The sequence below is a fragment of the Corynebacterium vitaeruminis DSM 20294 genome (genome assembly GCF_000550805.1).
Lineage (GTDB): Bacteria > Actinomycetota > Actinomycetes > Mycobacteriales > Mycobacteriaceae > Corynebacterium > Corynebacterium vitaeruminis.
In genome coordinates this window covers 2,036,352-2,050,956 of record NZ_CP004353.1, presented here as the reverse complement: position 1 = coordinate 2,050,956, position 14,605 = coordinate 2,036,352, and the positions used below count along the sequence as shown (strand labels likewise).

Annotated in this window: 10 protein-coding genes; 2 read left to right on the top strand and 8 right to left on the bottom strand. The window is 65.0% G+C overall.

What is annotated here, in order from left to right; all coding sequences use genetic code 11:
- Positions 1 to 87: 87 nt before the first annotated feature.
- The gene (locus B843_RS09325) at positions 88 to 1,428 is read right to left on the bottom strand and encodes an IS256 family transposase (RefSeq protein ID WP_210766213.1); all 1,341 of its coding nucleotides are present in this window, start codon (positions 1,426 to 1,428) and stop codon (positions 88 to 90) included.
- 130 nt (positions 1,429 to 1,558) lie between these two features.
- On the opposite strand from B843_RS09325, the gene B843_RS09320 reads away from it, so the two are divergent.
- A complete protein-coding gene (locus B843_RS09320) occupies positions 1,559 to 2,425 on the top strand; it encodes an HNH endonuclease (RefSeq protein ID WP_025253246.1) in 867 nt (288 codons plus the stop codon).
- Between the two features lie 72 nt (positions 2,426 to 2,497).
- Here B843_RS09320 and B843_RS09315 read toward each other — a convergent pair whose 3' ends face one another.
- The 4 genes from B843_RS09315 to glnA all read right to left on the bottom strand — a co-directional run bounded on the left by B843_RS09315 (position 2,498) and on the right by glnA (position 11,210).
- On the bottom strand, positions 2,498 to 4,039 hold the full coding sequence (locus B843_RS09315; RefSeq protein ID WP_025253245.1) for a glutamate synthase subunit beta: 1,542 nt from the start codon (positions 4,037 to 4,039) through the stop codon (positions 2,498 to 2,500).
- Positions 4,039 to 8,619: a glutamate synthase large subunit gene (gltB, locus tag B843_RS09310; RefSeq protein WP_025253244.1), complete on the bottom strand. Its 4,581-nt coding sequence runs from the start codon at positions 8,617 to 8,619 to the stop codon at positions 4,039 to 4,041. The genes B843_RS09315 and gltB overlap by 1 nt, the downstream gene beginning before the upstream one ends.
- Before the next feature lie 213 nt (positions 8,620 to 8,832).
- Positions 8,833 to 9,708, bottom strand: coding sequence for an ADP-ribosylglycohydrolase family protein (locus B843_RS09305; protein ID WP_038595435.1), 876 nt, complete (start codon positions 9,706 to 9,708; stop codon positions 8,833 to 8,835).
- Positions 9,709 to 9,776: 68 nt separating this feature from the next.
- The gene (gene glnA / locus B843_RS09300) at positions 9,777 to 11,210 is read right to left on the bottom strand and encodes a type I glutamate--ammonia ligase (RefSeq protein WP_025253242.1); all 1,434 of its coding nucleotides are present in this window, start codon (positions 11,208 to 11,210) and stop codon (positions 9,777 to 9,779) included.
- 221 nt (positions 11,211 to 11,431) lie between these two features.
- Between glnA and B843_RS09295 the strand changes: the two genes are divergently transcribed.
- A complete protein-coding gene (locus B843_RS09295) occupies positions 11,432 to 11,905 on the top strand; it encodes an RDD family protein (protein WP_025253241.1) in 474 nt (157 codons plus the stop codon).
- A 36-nt stretch (positions 11,906 to 11,941) separates the two neighbouring features.
- Here the strand turns inward: B843_RS09295 and B843_RS09290 are convergent, their stop codons facing one another.
- From B843_RS09290 to lipB, 3 genes are read right to left on the bottom strand one after another with little or no spacing between them, the layout of a single operon-like run.
- A complete protein-coding gene (locus B843_RS09290; RefSeq protein WP_025253240.1) occupies positions 11,942 to 12,703 on the bottom strand; it encodes a DUF4191 domain-containing protein in 762 nt (253 codons plus the stop codon).
- A gap of 45 nt (positions 12,704 to 12,748) precedes the next feature.
- Positions 12,749 to 13,804 (bottom strand): lipoyl synthase, encoded by a 1,056-nt coding sequence (locus B843_RS09285; RefSeq protein ID WP_025253239.1) that lies wholly within the window; start codon positions 13,802 to 13,804, stop codon positions 12,749 to 12,751.
- 45 nt (positions 13,805 to 13,849) lie between these two features.
- Positions 13,850 to 14,605, bottom strand: coding sequence for a lipoyl(octanoyl) transferase LipB (gene lipB / locus B843_RS09280; protein ID WP_025253238.1), 756 nt, complete (start codon positions 14,603 to 14,605; stop codon positions 13,850 to 13,852).

Genomic DNA, 14,605 nt, shown 5'->3' with positions numbered 1-14,605 from the left:
CCGCTTGACACCCTCGCCGCGCTTTTGAAAGCCCCCATGGGGCTCATCCGCGGAGGGTGTCAAGTTGTTTGTGTGTGGGGCTGATTTTTACATGTACTTGTCGAATCGGTCGGGGTAGGCCACAGCCATCTGGTTGATGGCGTGTTTCCATCCGGCAACCCGTCCACCTTCCACGAGCCGGCCAGCAGAGGCGGAGACGCGTTTGCCTTCCCTAGCCCGCTTGACTGCTCGTTTGTCTTCGATATGGCAGATCATCAGCCACAGCGTCTTCATCGCTGACTCATCATTAGTGAACTGCACCCTGTTCCGGGTGGCCTTCCGCAGCTCATTATTGAAAGATTCAATCGAGTTCGTCGTATAGATCACCTTCCTCGCAGCCGGTGGGAACTGCAGAAACGGGGTAAACCTCTCCCACGCATCCCGCCACACCTTCACCGACCTCGGGTACTTCTCACCTAGTTCAGACGCCTCGAACTCATCCAAGGCTGCGGCAGCGGTTGGCTCATCCGGTGCGGTGTAGACCTTTTTCAACGCTGCAGATACGGCCCTACGATCCCCGTAGGAAACCCACCTATTTGCCGCCCTGATCAGGTGCACGATACAGGTTTGGACCATGGACCCAGGCCAGGTGGATTCCACGGCTTCTGGTAGGCCTTTGAGCCCGTCGCAGCAGACGATGAAGACATCTTTGACACCGCGGTTAGCGAGGTTGGAACACACCTGGGCCCACAACGATGCTCCTTCCTCTTTGGCGATCCACAAGCCCAGGATGTGCTTGATTCCTTCGAGATCCACTCCGATGGCCATGTACGCAGACTTGTTGATCACACGGCCCCCATCACGGACCTTGATTCGCAACGCGTCAAGGAAGATGACTGGGTAGAACTCATCCAGCTGGCGGTTTTGCCACACCATGACTTCATCAAGTACGGCGTCGGTAATCGCCGAGATTGTCTCGTGGGAGATATCCACACCCATCGTGGTGGCGAGATGATGCTGGATATCACGGATTGTCATGCCACCTGCGTACAAGCTGATGATCAGATCATCGATATCGGTTAAACGCCTCGAGCCTTTCGGCACCATCGTGGGGACAAACGTGCCAGCTCTGTCTCTTGGGACGTCCACGGTGACCGGCCCGTAGTTCGAGTCAATGGTCTTCGGGTAGCTGCCGTTTCGGTGATTATCCGTACCGACAGCGGCTTTACCGTCTCGATCACCAGCCTGATACCCCAGGTGGGCATCCATTTCAGCGTTCAAACCCCTTGTAATCGAGGCCTGTAACATGCCTCGAACTAGGTCGTTCGCATCAGTGGTAGAGGTACCGAGCTCATCAATCAACTTCGCGATTTCTGGGTTAGCAAGCAGCTTCTGCTCGATTGCGTCAATCTTGGCCTTATCGGCTGGGTCTCGTCGTGCCACAGTCATCATTCTGGTCTATCTCCTTATGCGGGTCGGGCACCCACACACAAACCATCAGACACTCTCCATCCGCGCAGCCACCGGGAAAAGCCGCGCAGAACTTTTTCACCTCCTCCCCCACGACACCGCCGCCACCTTGTATGCCCTCACCGCGGTCTACGGGTCCACCACCGACCCAGCGGCAGTCATCTGCGCGAAGGCCATCGAGGACAACCACCACAGCCTCGACACGCTTATCGTCATCGAGAAACTAGCCAAAAGGGTCAAAAGCAGCCGCAAGAAATGGCAGCTGCGCCGCCTTCTATGCCACACAAAGGGTAATCCGAAGCAGATCAAAAAACGCGGCCTTACCCTGCTCGTAGAACTTGCCACACCCCGCACCAGGAAACTAGGGGTGTCGGTGAGCCGGTACAGTGACCAACTCTGGTCCATGCGGATCACCGGACCCGCCGCCATCATCGCCAGCTTGTACGACCCGGTCAAAAACGCCGACGACCCCGTCGATGCATTGCATCAAGCAGTCACCGGTGGAAGATCGGTGGAGACGATCCTGCGTCCGATTGTCACCATCCCCCTAGACAAGGCCGACACGGTGTTAGACGGTACCGGGGACGAGACCGTGTTTTCCTGCTCCGACGGGGTGACACGTACTAGTTGTGAGATCGTCGGCGCCAGGCTGGATGACAACTGGGGGTTCGCGCTGATCCACCCGGTCGAAGGACCAGTGGACTTGGTGCGGTCGAAGCGGTTTGCCAACACCAAGCAGCGGGTGTTGGCGGCGGTGGAAAACCCGACCTGTGCGTGGGAAGGGTGCAACAAGCCTGCTGATGAGTGCCAGGTTCATCACCTCCTGCCGTGGCAGTACGGTGGGCACACCACCAGCTCGAACCTGACAACCTGCTGCGCGTACCACAACGCGGTCAACGACGATGACCCGGCAGCACCTGGCACCCGCGGCCGGTTAGAACGCGTCGACGGCACAGTCCGCCGCGTGTATCACTAACACCCCCAACAACGCCGAAAAGGCGCGCTGGCACACGCCAACGCGCCCCACACGCACGCCCAAAAACGCCTGCTAGACGCTGAGCGGCTTCGTCGCCGGCGAGACCGCCACCGGCAGGGAGGTCTCGCCCATGAGGTCGGCGTCCACCGCCGCCGCGCAGGCGCGGCCTTCGGCGATGGCCCACACGATGAGCGACTGGCCGCGGCCGTTATCGCCCGCGACGTAGACCTTCGGGCGGAAGTTCGGGAACAGCGGCTTGGTCTCCGCGCGGTAGTTCTCATCACGGACCATGCGGCCGCGCTCGTCAAACGCGACGCCCAGCTCGCGGATCACACCACCGCGCTCGGCGCCGGCGAAACCGAGCGCCAGGAGCACCAGGTCGGCGTCCATCTCGAAGTCGGTGTCTTCGATCGGAACGCGGCGGCCGTCGACGACCTTGACCTCGTTGCCACGCAGGGTCGAAACGTGCCCGTTCTCGCCGTGGAAGGAAACGGTGTTGACGGAGTAGGTGCGGCTGCCCAGCTCCTCGCCCTTGGCGCGCTTGGCCAGGCCCAGCGCCTCGATCTCCGCGGCCGACTCGTCACCGGTGACCACGTACTCGCCCTCTTCGTGGGCGGTTGCGGTGCGGTAGATGAGCGGGTACATCGGCCACGGGGTCGACGCGGCGCGGTTCTTCGGCGCTCGCGCACGAATATCGAACTGCGTCACCTTTGCCGCGCCCTGGCGAAGGGCCGTGCCGAAGCAGTCGGTGCCCGTGTCGCCGCCGCCGATGATGATGACGTTCTTGCCCTTCGCGTTGATGGCTGCCTCGTCGGTGTCACCCTCGCACACGCGGTTTTGGAGGTTGAGGTACTCCATCGCCGGGTAGATGCCCTCGAGCTCGCGGCCCTCCACGGGCAGCTCGCGCGGGACCGGGGTACCGGTGGCGAGAACGACCGCGTCGAAGTTGTTCAGGTCCGCAGCCGTCGGCGATACGCCCACGCGGAACTCCGTACCCTCGGCCTTCATCTGCTCCAGGCGGCGGTCAATCCACTTGTTCTCCATCTTGTACTCCGGCACGCCGTAGCGCATGAGCCCTCCCACGCGGTCGTCGCGCTCGAAGACCGTCACCTTGTGGCCAGCGCGCGTCAGCTGCTGGGCAGCGGCCATGCCCGCCGGGCCGGAGCCGACCACGGCGACTTTCATTCCGGTGTCGAAGCTCGGCTTGATCGGGGTGACCCACCCCTCGGCGAAGCCGCGCTCGGCGATCGCCAGCTCGACGTTCTTGATCGTCACCGCGTCATCGGAGATGCCGAGCACGCACGCGCCCTCGCACGGGGCCGGGCACAACCGGCCGGTGAACTCGGGGAAGTTGTTGGTCGCGTGCAGGCGGTCGAACGCCTCGCGCCAGCGATCCTGGCGAACCAGGTCGTTCCACTCGGGGATGATGTTGCCCAGCGGGCATCCCTCGTGGCAGAAGGGGACGCCGCAGTCCATGCAGCGGGTCGCCTGCTGCTGGATCTGTCCCTCCGGGGCCTTCTCGTAGACCTCGTGCCAGTCCAGCAGGCGCAGCGGCACCGGGCGGTGCGCAGGCTCTGCGCGGTTGAACTTCTGAAAACCGTGTGGATCTGCCATTAGTTCACTGCCTCCATGATTGCTTCGTTGACGTCGCGGCCCTCGCGGGTAGCGACCTCGATGACGTCGAGCACCTTGCGGTACGGGGCCGGAAGGATCTTGACCATTGTGGTCGGGTCGATGGTGACGGTGGCACCAGTGCGCTCCTCGTAGTCGCCAATGAGCTTTTTCAGCTTATCGACGTCCTCCGGTGTGAGTTCCTCAATGCCATTGGACACGTCGTGGTTGAGCTTGCTTTCCAAGCCCTCCTGCGGCGCGATGTAGGCCACGCCGCCGGACATGCCGGCGCCGAAGTTGTCGCCGATCTCGCCGAGGATGACGACGGTGCCGCCGGTCATGTACTCGCAGCCGTGGTTGCCGATGCCCTCGACGACCACGGTGGCGCCGGAGTTACGCACGCAGAAGCGCTCTCCCACGGAGCCGCGGATGAACATCTCGCCGCTGGTCGCGCCGAACGCGACGACGTTGCCGGCGATGATGTCCGGGTTGGTCTTGAGCTGCGCCGGGGTCTTTTCGGACGGGCGGACCACGATGCGGCCGCCGGACAGGCCCTTGCCGACGAAGTCGTTGGCGTCGCCCACAAGATCGAGGGTCATACCCGCCGGGACGAAGGCACCAAACGAGTTGCCTGCCGAACCGGTAAACGTCAGGTGCAGGGTGTCGCTCGGCAGGCCCTGGCCGCCCGCGGCGCGGGTGACCCGGGAGCCGGTCATGGTGCCCACGGAGCGGTTGACGTTGGTGATCGGGTAGCTGAGCTTGACGGACGGGTTCTCGCCCTGCGCCATCCAACTCGGCGCGTTCGCGGAGTTCTTCGCCGCGGCGGCGTCGATGGTCAGCTGGGTGTCGCGGATGATCTGGTTGTCGAGCGCGCCCTCCAGGCCGTGCTCCTGCTTCTTCGTGCAGCGCAGATTCTGGTTACGGAAGAACTTCGACTCGACGCGCTCGAAGATCGGGGAGAGGTCGAGCTTGCCCGCGCGCTCGGTGGCGGCGGCGTCGGTCATCTTCAGCACCTGGGACTGGCCGACGGCCTCGTCGATGGAGCGGAAGCCGAGCTCGGCCAGGTACTCGCGCACCTCCTGGGCGATGAACGTGAAGAAGTTGACGACGTGCTCGGCGCGTCCGGTGAACTTCTTGCGCAGCTCCGGGTTCTGGGTAGCGACACCCACCGGGCAGGTGTCCAGGTGGCACACGCGCATCATGATGCAGCCCTCGACCACCAGCGGCGCGGTGGCGAAGCCGAACTCCTCGGCGCCCAAGAGGGCGGCGATGACCACGTCGCGGCCGGTCTTGAGCTGGCCGTCGCACTGGACGCGGATGCGGTCGCGCAGGCCGTTGAGGATGAGCGTCTGCTGGGTCTCGGCCAGGCCGAGCTCCCACGGGCCACCGGCGTGCTTGAGCGAGGTCAGCGGCGAGGCGCCGGTGCCGCCGTCGTGGCCGGAGATGAGCACGACGTCGGCGTGGGCCTTGGACACACCGGCAGCGACCGTGCCCACGCCCTGCTCGGCGACGAGCTTGACGTGGATGCGGGCATCCGGGTTCGCGTTCTTTAGATCGTGGATGAGCTGGGCCAGGTCCTCGATCGAGTAGATGTCGTGGTGCGGCGGCGGGGAGATGAGCCCCACGCCCGGGGTGGTGATGCGCACCTCGGCGATCCACGGGTAGACCTTGTTCGGCGGGAGCTGTCCGCCCTCGCCGGGCTTGGCACCCTGGGCCATCTTGATCTGGATGTCGGTGCAGTTGGTGAGGTAGTTGCTGGTCACGCCGAAACGTCCCGAGGCCACCTGCTTGATGGCAGACCTGCGCCAGTCACCGTTGGCGTCGACGTCGAAACGCTTCTCGTCCTCGCCGCCCTCGCCGGAGTTGGACATGCCGTGCAGACGGTTCATAGCAATCGCGAGGGTCTCGTGGGCCTCGGCGGAGATGGAACCGTAGGACATGGCGCCGGTGCTAAAGCGCTGGACGATGTCCGCCACGGACTCGACCTCGTCGATGGAGATCGGGGCGCGGTCGGATTCGAACTCGAACAGGCCGCGAATGGTGGCCAGGCGCTTGGACTGGTCGTCGACCTTGCGGGTGTAGTCCTTGAAGATCGCGTACTGGCCGGTGCGGGTGGCGTGCTGGAGCTTGAAGATGGTCTCCGGGTTGAACAGGTGGTATTCGCCCTCGCGGCGCCACTTGTACTCGCCGCCGAGATCGAGCTCGCGGTGGGCGTTCTCCTCCGGGCGGGGCAGGAAGGCCTCGCGGTGGCGGGCCTCGACGTCGGCCGCGATGTCCTCGAGTCCGATGCCGGAGATCGGGGACGGGATCTCGCCGAAGTACTCGTCGAGCAGGTCCTGGTGCAGGCCGGTGACGTCGGCAAGCTGCGCGCCGCGGTAGGAGGCGACGGTGGCGATGCCCATCTTGGCCATGACCTTAAGAATGCCCGAGGTGGCGGCCTTGATGTAGTTGGAGCAGGCCTCGTCGAGGGTGAGGTCGCCCAGCTGGCCCTTCATGCGCAGCTCGTCGATCGTCTCGAACGCCATGTATGGGTTGATCGCGTCGGCGCCGAAGGCGACGAGCATGGCGAGGTGGTGGACCTCGCGGGCGTCGCCGGACTCGATGACGAGCGAGGCGCGGGTGCGGGTCCGCTCCTCCACCAGGTGCTGGTGGATGGCGGAGGTCAAAAGCAGCGACGGGATCGGCGCGTAGCGCTCGTCGGACTCGCGGTCGGACAAGACGATGAGCGTCTTGCCCGCGCGGATGGCGTCGGAGACCTCGCGGCGAACGCGCGCGATGGCCTCGCGCATGCCCTTGCCGTGGTGGGCAACCGGGTACAGGCCGTAGATGACGGTGGCGCCAAAGGCCTCCCAGTCCTTGTCGTCGTTGGCGTGGATGAGGGTGGCCAGCTCGTGGTTGTCGATGACCGGGCCGTCCAGGTGGATGCGACGGGCCGCCTCGGCGTCGGGGTTGAGGACGTCGGACTGCGCACCCAGCAGGGTGAACATGGAGGTCACCGGCTTCTCGCGGATGGAGTCCAGCGGCGGGTTGGTCACCTGGGCGAAGCGCTGGGCGAAGAAGTCGAACAGCATGCGCGAGCGCGAGGACAGCGCCGCGATCGGGGTGTCGGAGCCCATGGAGCCGATCGCCTCGGCAGCGTTGAGCGCCATCGGCTGAATGATGAGGTCGACGTCTTCCTCGGTGATGCCGAACACGCGCTGGCGAAGCACGGCGCGATTGTGCGGCATGTAGTCGTACTTGGTCTGCGGCAGGTCCGAGATGTGGACGAAGTTGTCCTTGATCCACTCGCCGTACGGCTCGGCGGTGGCCAGCTCCTTCTTGATCTCCTCGTCCTCGATGATCCGGCCGGCCTTGGTGTCCACCAGGAACATCCGGCCCGGCTGGACGCGGGTGCGCTTGACCACGTGGGCGGGGTCGATGTCGAGCACGCCGGCTTCGGAAGCCATGACGACGAGGCCGTCGTCGGTGATCCAGATGCGCCCCGGGCGCAGGCCGTTGCGGTCGAGGGTGGCGCCGACTACGCTGCCGTCGGTGAAGGCGACGGCCGCCGGGCCGTCCCAGGGCTCCATGAGGCAGGAGTGGTACTCGTAGAAGTCGCGCAGCTCGGGGTCGACGTTGTCGGCGTGCTCCCAGGCCTGCGGGATCGTCATCATGACGGCATGCGGCAGGCTGCGGCCGCCGAGGTGGAGCAGCTCGAGCGCCTCGTCGAAGCGGGCGGTGTCGGAGCCGGTCGGCGTGCAGATCGGCAGGACGCGGTCGAGCGGGCCCAGCTTCTCGGACTGGATGAGCGCCTCGCGGGCGTGCATCCAGTTCTCGTTACCGCGGACGGTGTTGATCTCGCCGTTGTGGGCCACGAGGCGGTAGGGGTGTGCCAGCGGCCAGGACGGGAAGGTGTTGGTGGAGAACCGGGAGTGCACCAGCGCGATGGCGGTTTCCATGCGCGGATCGTTGAGGTCGTCGTAGAACTGGGGCAGCTGAGGGGTGGTGAGCATGCCCTTGTAGACGATCGTCCGGGCGGACAGAGACGGGAAGTAGACGGTGTCTTCGCCGTTCTTGGTGCCCAGCTCGCGCTCGCAGCGCTTGCGGATGAAGAACATGACGCGGTCAAGGTCGATACCCGTCAGTGCCTTGCCGTCGCGCTCGACGGACAGGAAAATCTGCTCGAAGTGCGGCATGGCCTCCTTGGCCATCTCGCCGAGCATGGAGGCGTGGCACGGGACCTTGCGCCAGCCGAGGACGGTAGCGCCCTCTTCTGCGGCGATGGCTTGGATCTCGCGCTTGGCGTCGAGCATGGACATGCGGGCGCGCGGCAGGAACGCGATGCCGGTGGCGTAGGAGCCAGCCTCGGGCAGGTCGAAGTCGACAACCTCGCGGTAGAACTTGTCCGGGATCTGGATGAGGATGCCGGCGCCGTCGCCGGTGTTCTTCTCCGCACCCGCGGCGCCGCGGTGGTCCAGGTTGACCAGCGCTTGGAGGGCCTTGTCTACCATGCCGCGCGTGGCGCGGCCGTACATATCAGCGACGAAAGCGACGCCGCAGGCGTCGTGTTCGAAACTGGGGTTGTACAATCCCTGTCTTTTCATAAATCCCCTCACGCTTTCACTAGTGCTATGAATCTATCTATTAATCAACAGTTTTAATATTCATATGTAAAGTTAGGGCAGCCTAAAATCTAGTGCTCAACAGGTACTGTGTGACAAATTCCACTCCAATTTCGGCGATTAGTGGGTTTCATTACCGCAACATCGATTCAAGCGGACACGGCCGGAAAGGTGACGTGTGGGATCGTGTGGGAATCATTGCGCGCAATTGAGCAGCTCAGCCGCCAGCGACCGGGCGTCGCACGGCCAGTAACGCTCGGGTCGAGGCCGCAGCGTCCCGGGGCTCGGGCGGCAGGCGTCGATCGCCGCGCGCCAGCGGGCGGGGATGGCGGCCTCCCCGAACAATGCGCCGAGCATCGCCCCCGCGATCGCCGCGTTGGTGTCGGTATCGCCGCCGCGGGCGATGACGTCGATGAGCCCAGACTCGAAGCTCTCCGCGTTGCCAACCTCCCAGGCGGAGACGGCGAAGGCGATCTCCACCCAGCCCATGTGGGTGGAGAAGTCGGAGGGGAGCACTGGGTCGGGCTCGCCAGCAAGGAGGCGCACGAGCCCGTCCCGGCCGATTCCGTCGCGGATTTGGGTGGCCAGCGCCCGGGCGTAGACCCCGTTCAGCAGCACGCAGCGCGGGTGGATGTGCGTCAGGCGCGCGTCGTCCTCGGCGAACGAGCCGGCGAGACTTGGGTCGAAGGCGTAGGCGATGCCGATGGGGGAGACCCTCATGAGCGCCCCATTGGCCTGGCTTTCGGGGCTATAGACGTCGGAAAGCAACGCCTTGCGGCAGGTGGCCCCGAGCGAAAATGGCTCGCTGCGCGCCCAGGAACGGTAGGCGGAAAGCACGTCTGCGCGGTCGAAGCCGCCGCGGGCGACCAGGCTGCGGGCAAGCGCGAGCGCCATCTCGGAGTCGTCGGTGGGCTGGCCTGCGATGAGCCCGTGCACGCCGCCGTCGCGCATGTCGCAAAGGCCTGCGCGGTCGATCTCGTGCTCGGGCAACCCCTCGACCAGCTGGCCTAGGTTGTCGCCGATGAGCTGGCCGTACAGGGCGCCGCGGGCGCGATCGAGAACGCTTGGCATAACGCCCACGTTACTCGGGTAAAGAAAATGGCCCACCGAAAACGGTGGGCCAAAGTGAGATCAACGACTTAGCAGTCGAAGTACATCTCGAACTCCTGCGGGGTCGGGCGCAGGCGAACCGGAGCGATCTCGTTGTCGTACTTGAGCTTGATGTAGGTATCCAGCAGGTCCTCGGTGAACACGCCACCGTCGGAGAGGAACTCGTGGTCCTCCTCTAGGGCCTTCAGGGAAGCCTCGAGCGAGGTCGGAGCCTGCGGGATCGCGGCTGCCTCCTCCGGCGGGAGCTCGTAGAGGTCCTTGTCCACCGGTGCGTGCGGCTCGATGCGGTTCTTGATGCCGTCGAGGCCAGCAAGCATCATCGCGGCGAAGCCGAAGTACGGGTTGCCCGACGGGTCCGGAGCGCGGAACTCGATGCGCTTTGCCTTCGGGTTGGAGCCGGTGATCGGGATGCGGATCGCGGCGGAACGGTTACGCTGCGAGTACACCAAGTTGATCGGGGCCTCGAAGCCCGGCACCAGGCGGTGGTAGGAGTTCAGGGTCGCGTTGGTGAAGGCCAGCACGGCGCCTGCGTGGTGGAGGATGCCGCCGATGTAGTAACGGGCGATGTCGGACAGGCCAGCGTAGCCGGACTCGTCGTGGAACAGCGGCTTGCCGTCCTTCCACAGGGACTGGTGGGCGTGCATGCCGGAGCCGTTGTCGCCTGCGAGCGGCTTCGGCATGAAGGTCGCGGCCTTGCCGTGCATGCGGGCGACGTTCTTGATGATGTACTTGAAGGTCTGCAGGTCGTCAGCCGCGTGCAGCAGGGTGTTGAACTTGTAGTTGATCTCCTGCTGGCCGCCGCCGACCTCGTGGTGGTAGCGCTCGATGTCGAAGCCGGCGTCGAGCAGGTACTTGGTCATGTCGTCGCGGACGTCCTGGGTGCCGTCGTACGGGGTAACCGGGAAGTAGCCGCCCTTGACGCGGGTCTTGGAGCCCAGGTTGTAGGTGCCGTCGAGGTTGTACTCCTTGCCGCGGTTCCACCAACCCTCGTCGGAGTCGACCTCGTAGAAGGCAGAGTTCATCTCGGCGGAGTAGCGGACCTTGTCGAAGACGAAGAACTCGGCCTCGGCGCCGAAGTTACAGGTGTCGGCGATGCCGGTGGAGGCCAGGTACTCCTCGGCCTTGAGCGCCACGGTGCGCGGGTCGCGGGAGAACGGCTCGTGGGTGAACGGGTCGGAGACGAAGAACTTGATGTTCAGGGTCTTGGCGGCGCGGAACGGGTCGAGCTTCGCAGTGGCCAGGTCCGGGATGAGGTTCATGTCGGACTCGTCGATGGTGGTGAAGCCGCGGACGGAGGAGCCGTCGAACGCGAGGCCTTCCTTGATCGCGTCCTCGTCTAGGACGCTGGCCGGGATGGTGAAGTGCTGCTCGATACCTGGAACGTCCGTGAAGCGAATGTCAACGAACTGGACTTCTTCGTCCTTGATGTACTTCAGTACGTCTTCAGCGGTCTTAAGTGCCACAGTGACTCCTCGTGCGAGTGAACATGGGTGTTGTAGTTTGACGGAGATAGGAAATCTCGACCGGAATTCCTACCGAAACCAACTAGGGCGATTCTACACTATACGGTGATAGAAATTCCTCTGGGAAGAACCTTACATCATTTTCTATAGGCTGACCAAAAAATAAGGTCGGGCGGGGTGCGAACATGTCGTTTTCGGGCGGGTTCGCTAGATTAGAAGCCATGTCTGAACGCAAACGAAGCTGGCTCGACGGCCCGCAGATTCCATCCGAGGCAGGCGCCGACACCCCACAGAAATGGCCAGGCGAGAAGCTGGGCCTCCCCAAGGAGGGCCCGGGCGCGCTGGCCTCGGTTGCCCGCAGGTCAGGCGGGGTTTTCATCGATTGGATCATCTGCTGGATCGTGGCGGCGTTCATCCACATGTTCACCACCCAGCTGGGCGGGACTTCCACGCTGACGCTCATCCTGTTCGTGATCCTGGGCATTGTGAGTGTGATTTTCTTCGCACGCACGCCGGGCCAGGCCGTTCTCGGCATGGGAGTAGCCCGCATCGACGACCCCACCGCCCGCGTCGGCGTCGTTCGCGCCATCGCCCGCACGCTGTTTACGGTTTTCATCCTTCCGGCGGCGCTTGTCGACGCCGATGGCCGCGGGATGCACGACCGTGCCACGGGCACCGCGGTCATCCTGGGATAAAAAAGAACCGGCTCGCGGGTGCGAGCCGGTTGACGGTTATCCCTTGTTGTTGCGCTCCGCGTTGCGGCGGGCGCGGCGGTTCATGCCGGAGACCTTGCCGCCCTTCGGAAGCGGACCCTTGGGCAGTCCGCTGGCTTGGCGCTCGGCGACGGCGTCCATGGCCTCGACGCGGGAGGCGATCTGGTAGACCTCGTCCTTCTTGTAGTGGCGCGGCAGCTTCATGAGCGTCGACTGCAGCTTCTTCAGCGGCACCTGGCCCTCGCCCTCGCCGACGATGATCTCGTTGACCGGCACGCCCGGGGCGAGCCGGTTGAGGCGCTTCTTCTGCTGGTCCATCATCGGCTTGAGGCGGTGCGGCTCGCCCTCGCCGACCAGCACGAACCCACACACGCCGGCGACGCGGTGGACGACGTCCATGTGAGTGTTCATGGCCACCGCGGTCTTGGTGCGCCAGACCACGGCGAAGTTCGAGCGCATGTTCTCCAGCGCCCAGCCGGCGGCGCCGGCCTGACCGGAGGCGCGGTCGTAGACGGAGTTTTGCAGGCGGCGGCTAAACAGCCACATGGCGAGCGTCGCGCCGAGCAGCAGGCCCACGATGAGCATGAACCACTCGTTGCCCCACAGCAGGCCAAGGAGGAAAAAGAGCAGTCCCAGGCCCAGGAAGGAGCCCAGCATGATCGGGATGAGCGCCTTGTCCTGCTTGCGCTGTATGTTGAAAGCCTGCCAGACCTGCGACCAGGTCTGGCGGCGCTGTGCGCGCTTCGCCGCGCGCTCTTCCTTCTTGTTCGCGTCTGCCATGGCACCTACATTAGCGCCCGCGGCCGCGCTGGAAGAAACGACGGGCTACTTTCGGGGCAACAAACCCGACACCACCGGGGTGTCCTCCGAGGGGCCGTACTTCTGCAAAAGCGTCGAGGCCTCCTGGGCGGTCGAGGCGCCCGCGGTCTCCGCGAGGTGCGAGAGGTTTGCGGGTAGCTGCTCGCCGCGCGCGGCCAGAGCCTGCGCGTAGAGGCGGCCGGCCCGGTAGGAGGAGCGCACCAGGGGTCCGCTCATGACGGCCCCGAAGCCCAGCTCCTTGGCGAAGTCCGCGTGCTCGAGGAACTCCTCCGGCTTCACCCAGCGGTCGATCGGGTGGTACTTGGGGCCGGGGCGAAGGTACTGGGTAATGGTCACGATGTCGCAACCGGCGGAGTGCAGGTCGGTCAGCGCCTCGCGGATCTCGTCGACGGTCTCGCCCATGCCCAGGATGAGGTTGGACTTGGTCACCAGCCCGAAGTCGCGCGCCTGGCGGATCACGTCGAGCGAGCGCTCGTAGCGGAAGGCGGGGCGGATGCGGCGGAAGATGCGCGGCACCGTCTCCAGGTTGTGCGCGAACACCTCCGGGCGGGCCTCGAAGACCTCCTGGAGCAGGTCCGGCTTGCCGGAGAAGTCCGGCGTGAGGTTCTCCACGCCCGTGTGCGGGTTGAGCGCGTGGATCTGGCGGACCACCTCGGCGTACAGCCACGCGCCCTCGTCGTCTAGGTCGTCGCGGGTCACGCCGGTGATGGTGGAGTAGTTCAGCTGCATCTCGCGCACGGACTCGGCCACACGCCGCGGCTCGTCTCGGTCGAGAGGGTCCGGCTTGGCGGAGTTGATCTGGCAGAAGTCGCAGCGGCGCGAGCAATTGGCCCCGCCGATAAGGAAGGTGGCCTCGCGGGACTCCCAGCACTCGTGGATGTTCGGGCAGCCCGCCTCCTGGCACACGGTGTGCAGGCTGGCACCCGAGACCTTCTTTTTCATGTCCTGGTATTCCGGGCCGGTTTTCACGGCGGTGCGGATCCAGCGTGGCTTGGCTTCGATGGGCGTCTCGGAGTTGCGTACCTCGACGCGGAGTAGCTTTCGTCCTTCTGCTTGAGTCACATCACTAGACAGTACTCCGCCCCCACGCGTAGCGTCGAAAAGCGCCTACGACCTGCGAGGAAGCCCCTTGGTGGGGTCGGGGGCGGAGGCGAAGGTGTGATCCGCGACAACAAGGCGCCCGGCCAGCGCGTCGTCGAGCGCCCCAAGCAGCGGCGCGGTCATCTCCGCGACCGTCACGTCGCGGCGAAGCTGCGCGCTCATGGTGGTCACCCCGGCGTCGGCGATCCCGCAGGGGACGACGTAGTCGTAGAACTCGAGGGTGTTGTCGCAGTTGAGGGCCAGCCCGTGCATGGTCACCCCGCGGGTGATCCGGATGCCCAGCGCCGCGACCTTCGCGTGCTCGGCGGGCGAAGCACCCGGCACCCACACGCCCGAGCGGCCGTCGATGCGCCCGGCGGTGGTCACTCCCGCCTGGCGCACCACCTGGATGAGCGCCTCCTCGAGCCGGCGGACGTAGTCGACCACGTCGATCGGGTCGGCCAGCTTGATGATGGGATACATCACCAGCTGGCCGGGACCGTGCCACGTGATCCGCCCGCCGCGGTCGACGTCGATGACCGGCAGCCCGTTGGTGGGCCGGTCCTCCGGCTGCGTGCGCTTGCCCGCGGTGTAGATGCTCGGGTGCTCGAGCACGAGGATCGTGTCCTCGATCTCGTCTGCCGCCCGCCTCGCCGCTAGGTCCGCCTGCAGGTCCCAGGCCTCCTGGTAGTCCACCAGCCCCAGCTCGCGCACCGTCACGGGTGCGTCGGAGTCGCGGATGGATTGGTCGGCGGGGAAGAAGGGCTTACGCGGAGCAGTCAT

Excerpts from the sequence above, each read along its gene's own strand:
- B843_RS09325 (WP_210766213.1), bottom strand. The coding sequence starts at position 1,428 with ATGACTGTGGCACGACGAGACCCAGCCGATAAGGCCAAGATTGACGCA.
- B843_RS09315 (WP_025253245.1), bottom strand. The coding sequence starts at position 4,039 with ATGGCAGATCCACACGGTTTTCAGAAGTTCAACCGCGCAGAGCCTGCG.
- gltB (WP_025253244.1), bottom strand. The coding sequence starts at position 8,619 with ATGAAAAGACAGGGATTGTACAACCCCAGTTTCGAACACGACGCCTGC.
- B843_RS09305 (WP_038595435.1), bottom strand. The coding sequence starts at position 9,708 with ATGCCAAGCGTTCTCGATCGCGCCCGCGGCGCCCTGTACGGCCAGCTC.
- B843_RS09295 (WP_025253241.1), top strand. The coding sequence starts at position 11,432 with ATGTCTGAACGCAAACGAAGCTGGCTCGACGGCCCGCAGATTCCATCC.
- B843_RS09290 (WP_025253240.1), bottom strand. The coding sequence starts at position 12,703 with ATGGCAGACGCGAACAAGAAGGAAGAGCGCGCGGCGAAGCGCGCACAG.
- lipB (WP_025253238.1), bottom strand. The coding sequence starts at position 14,605 with ATGACTGCTCCGCGTAAGCCCTTCTTCCCCGCCGACCAATCCATCCGC.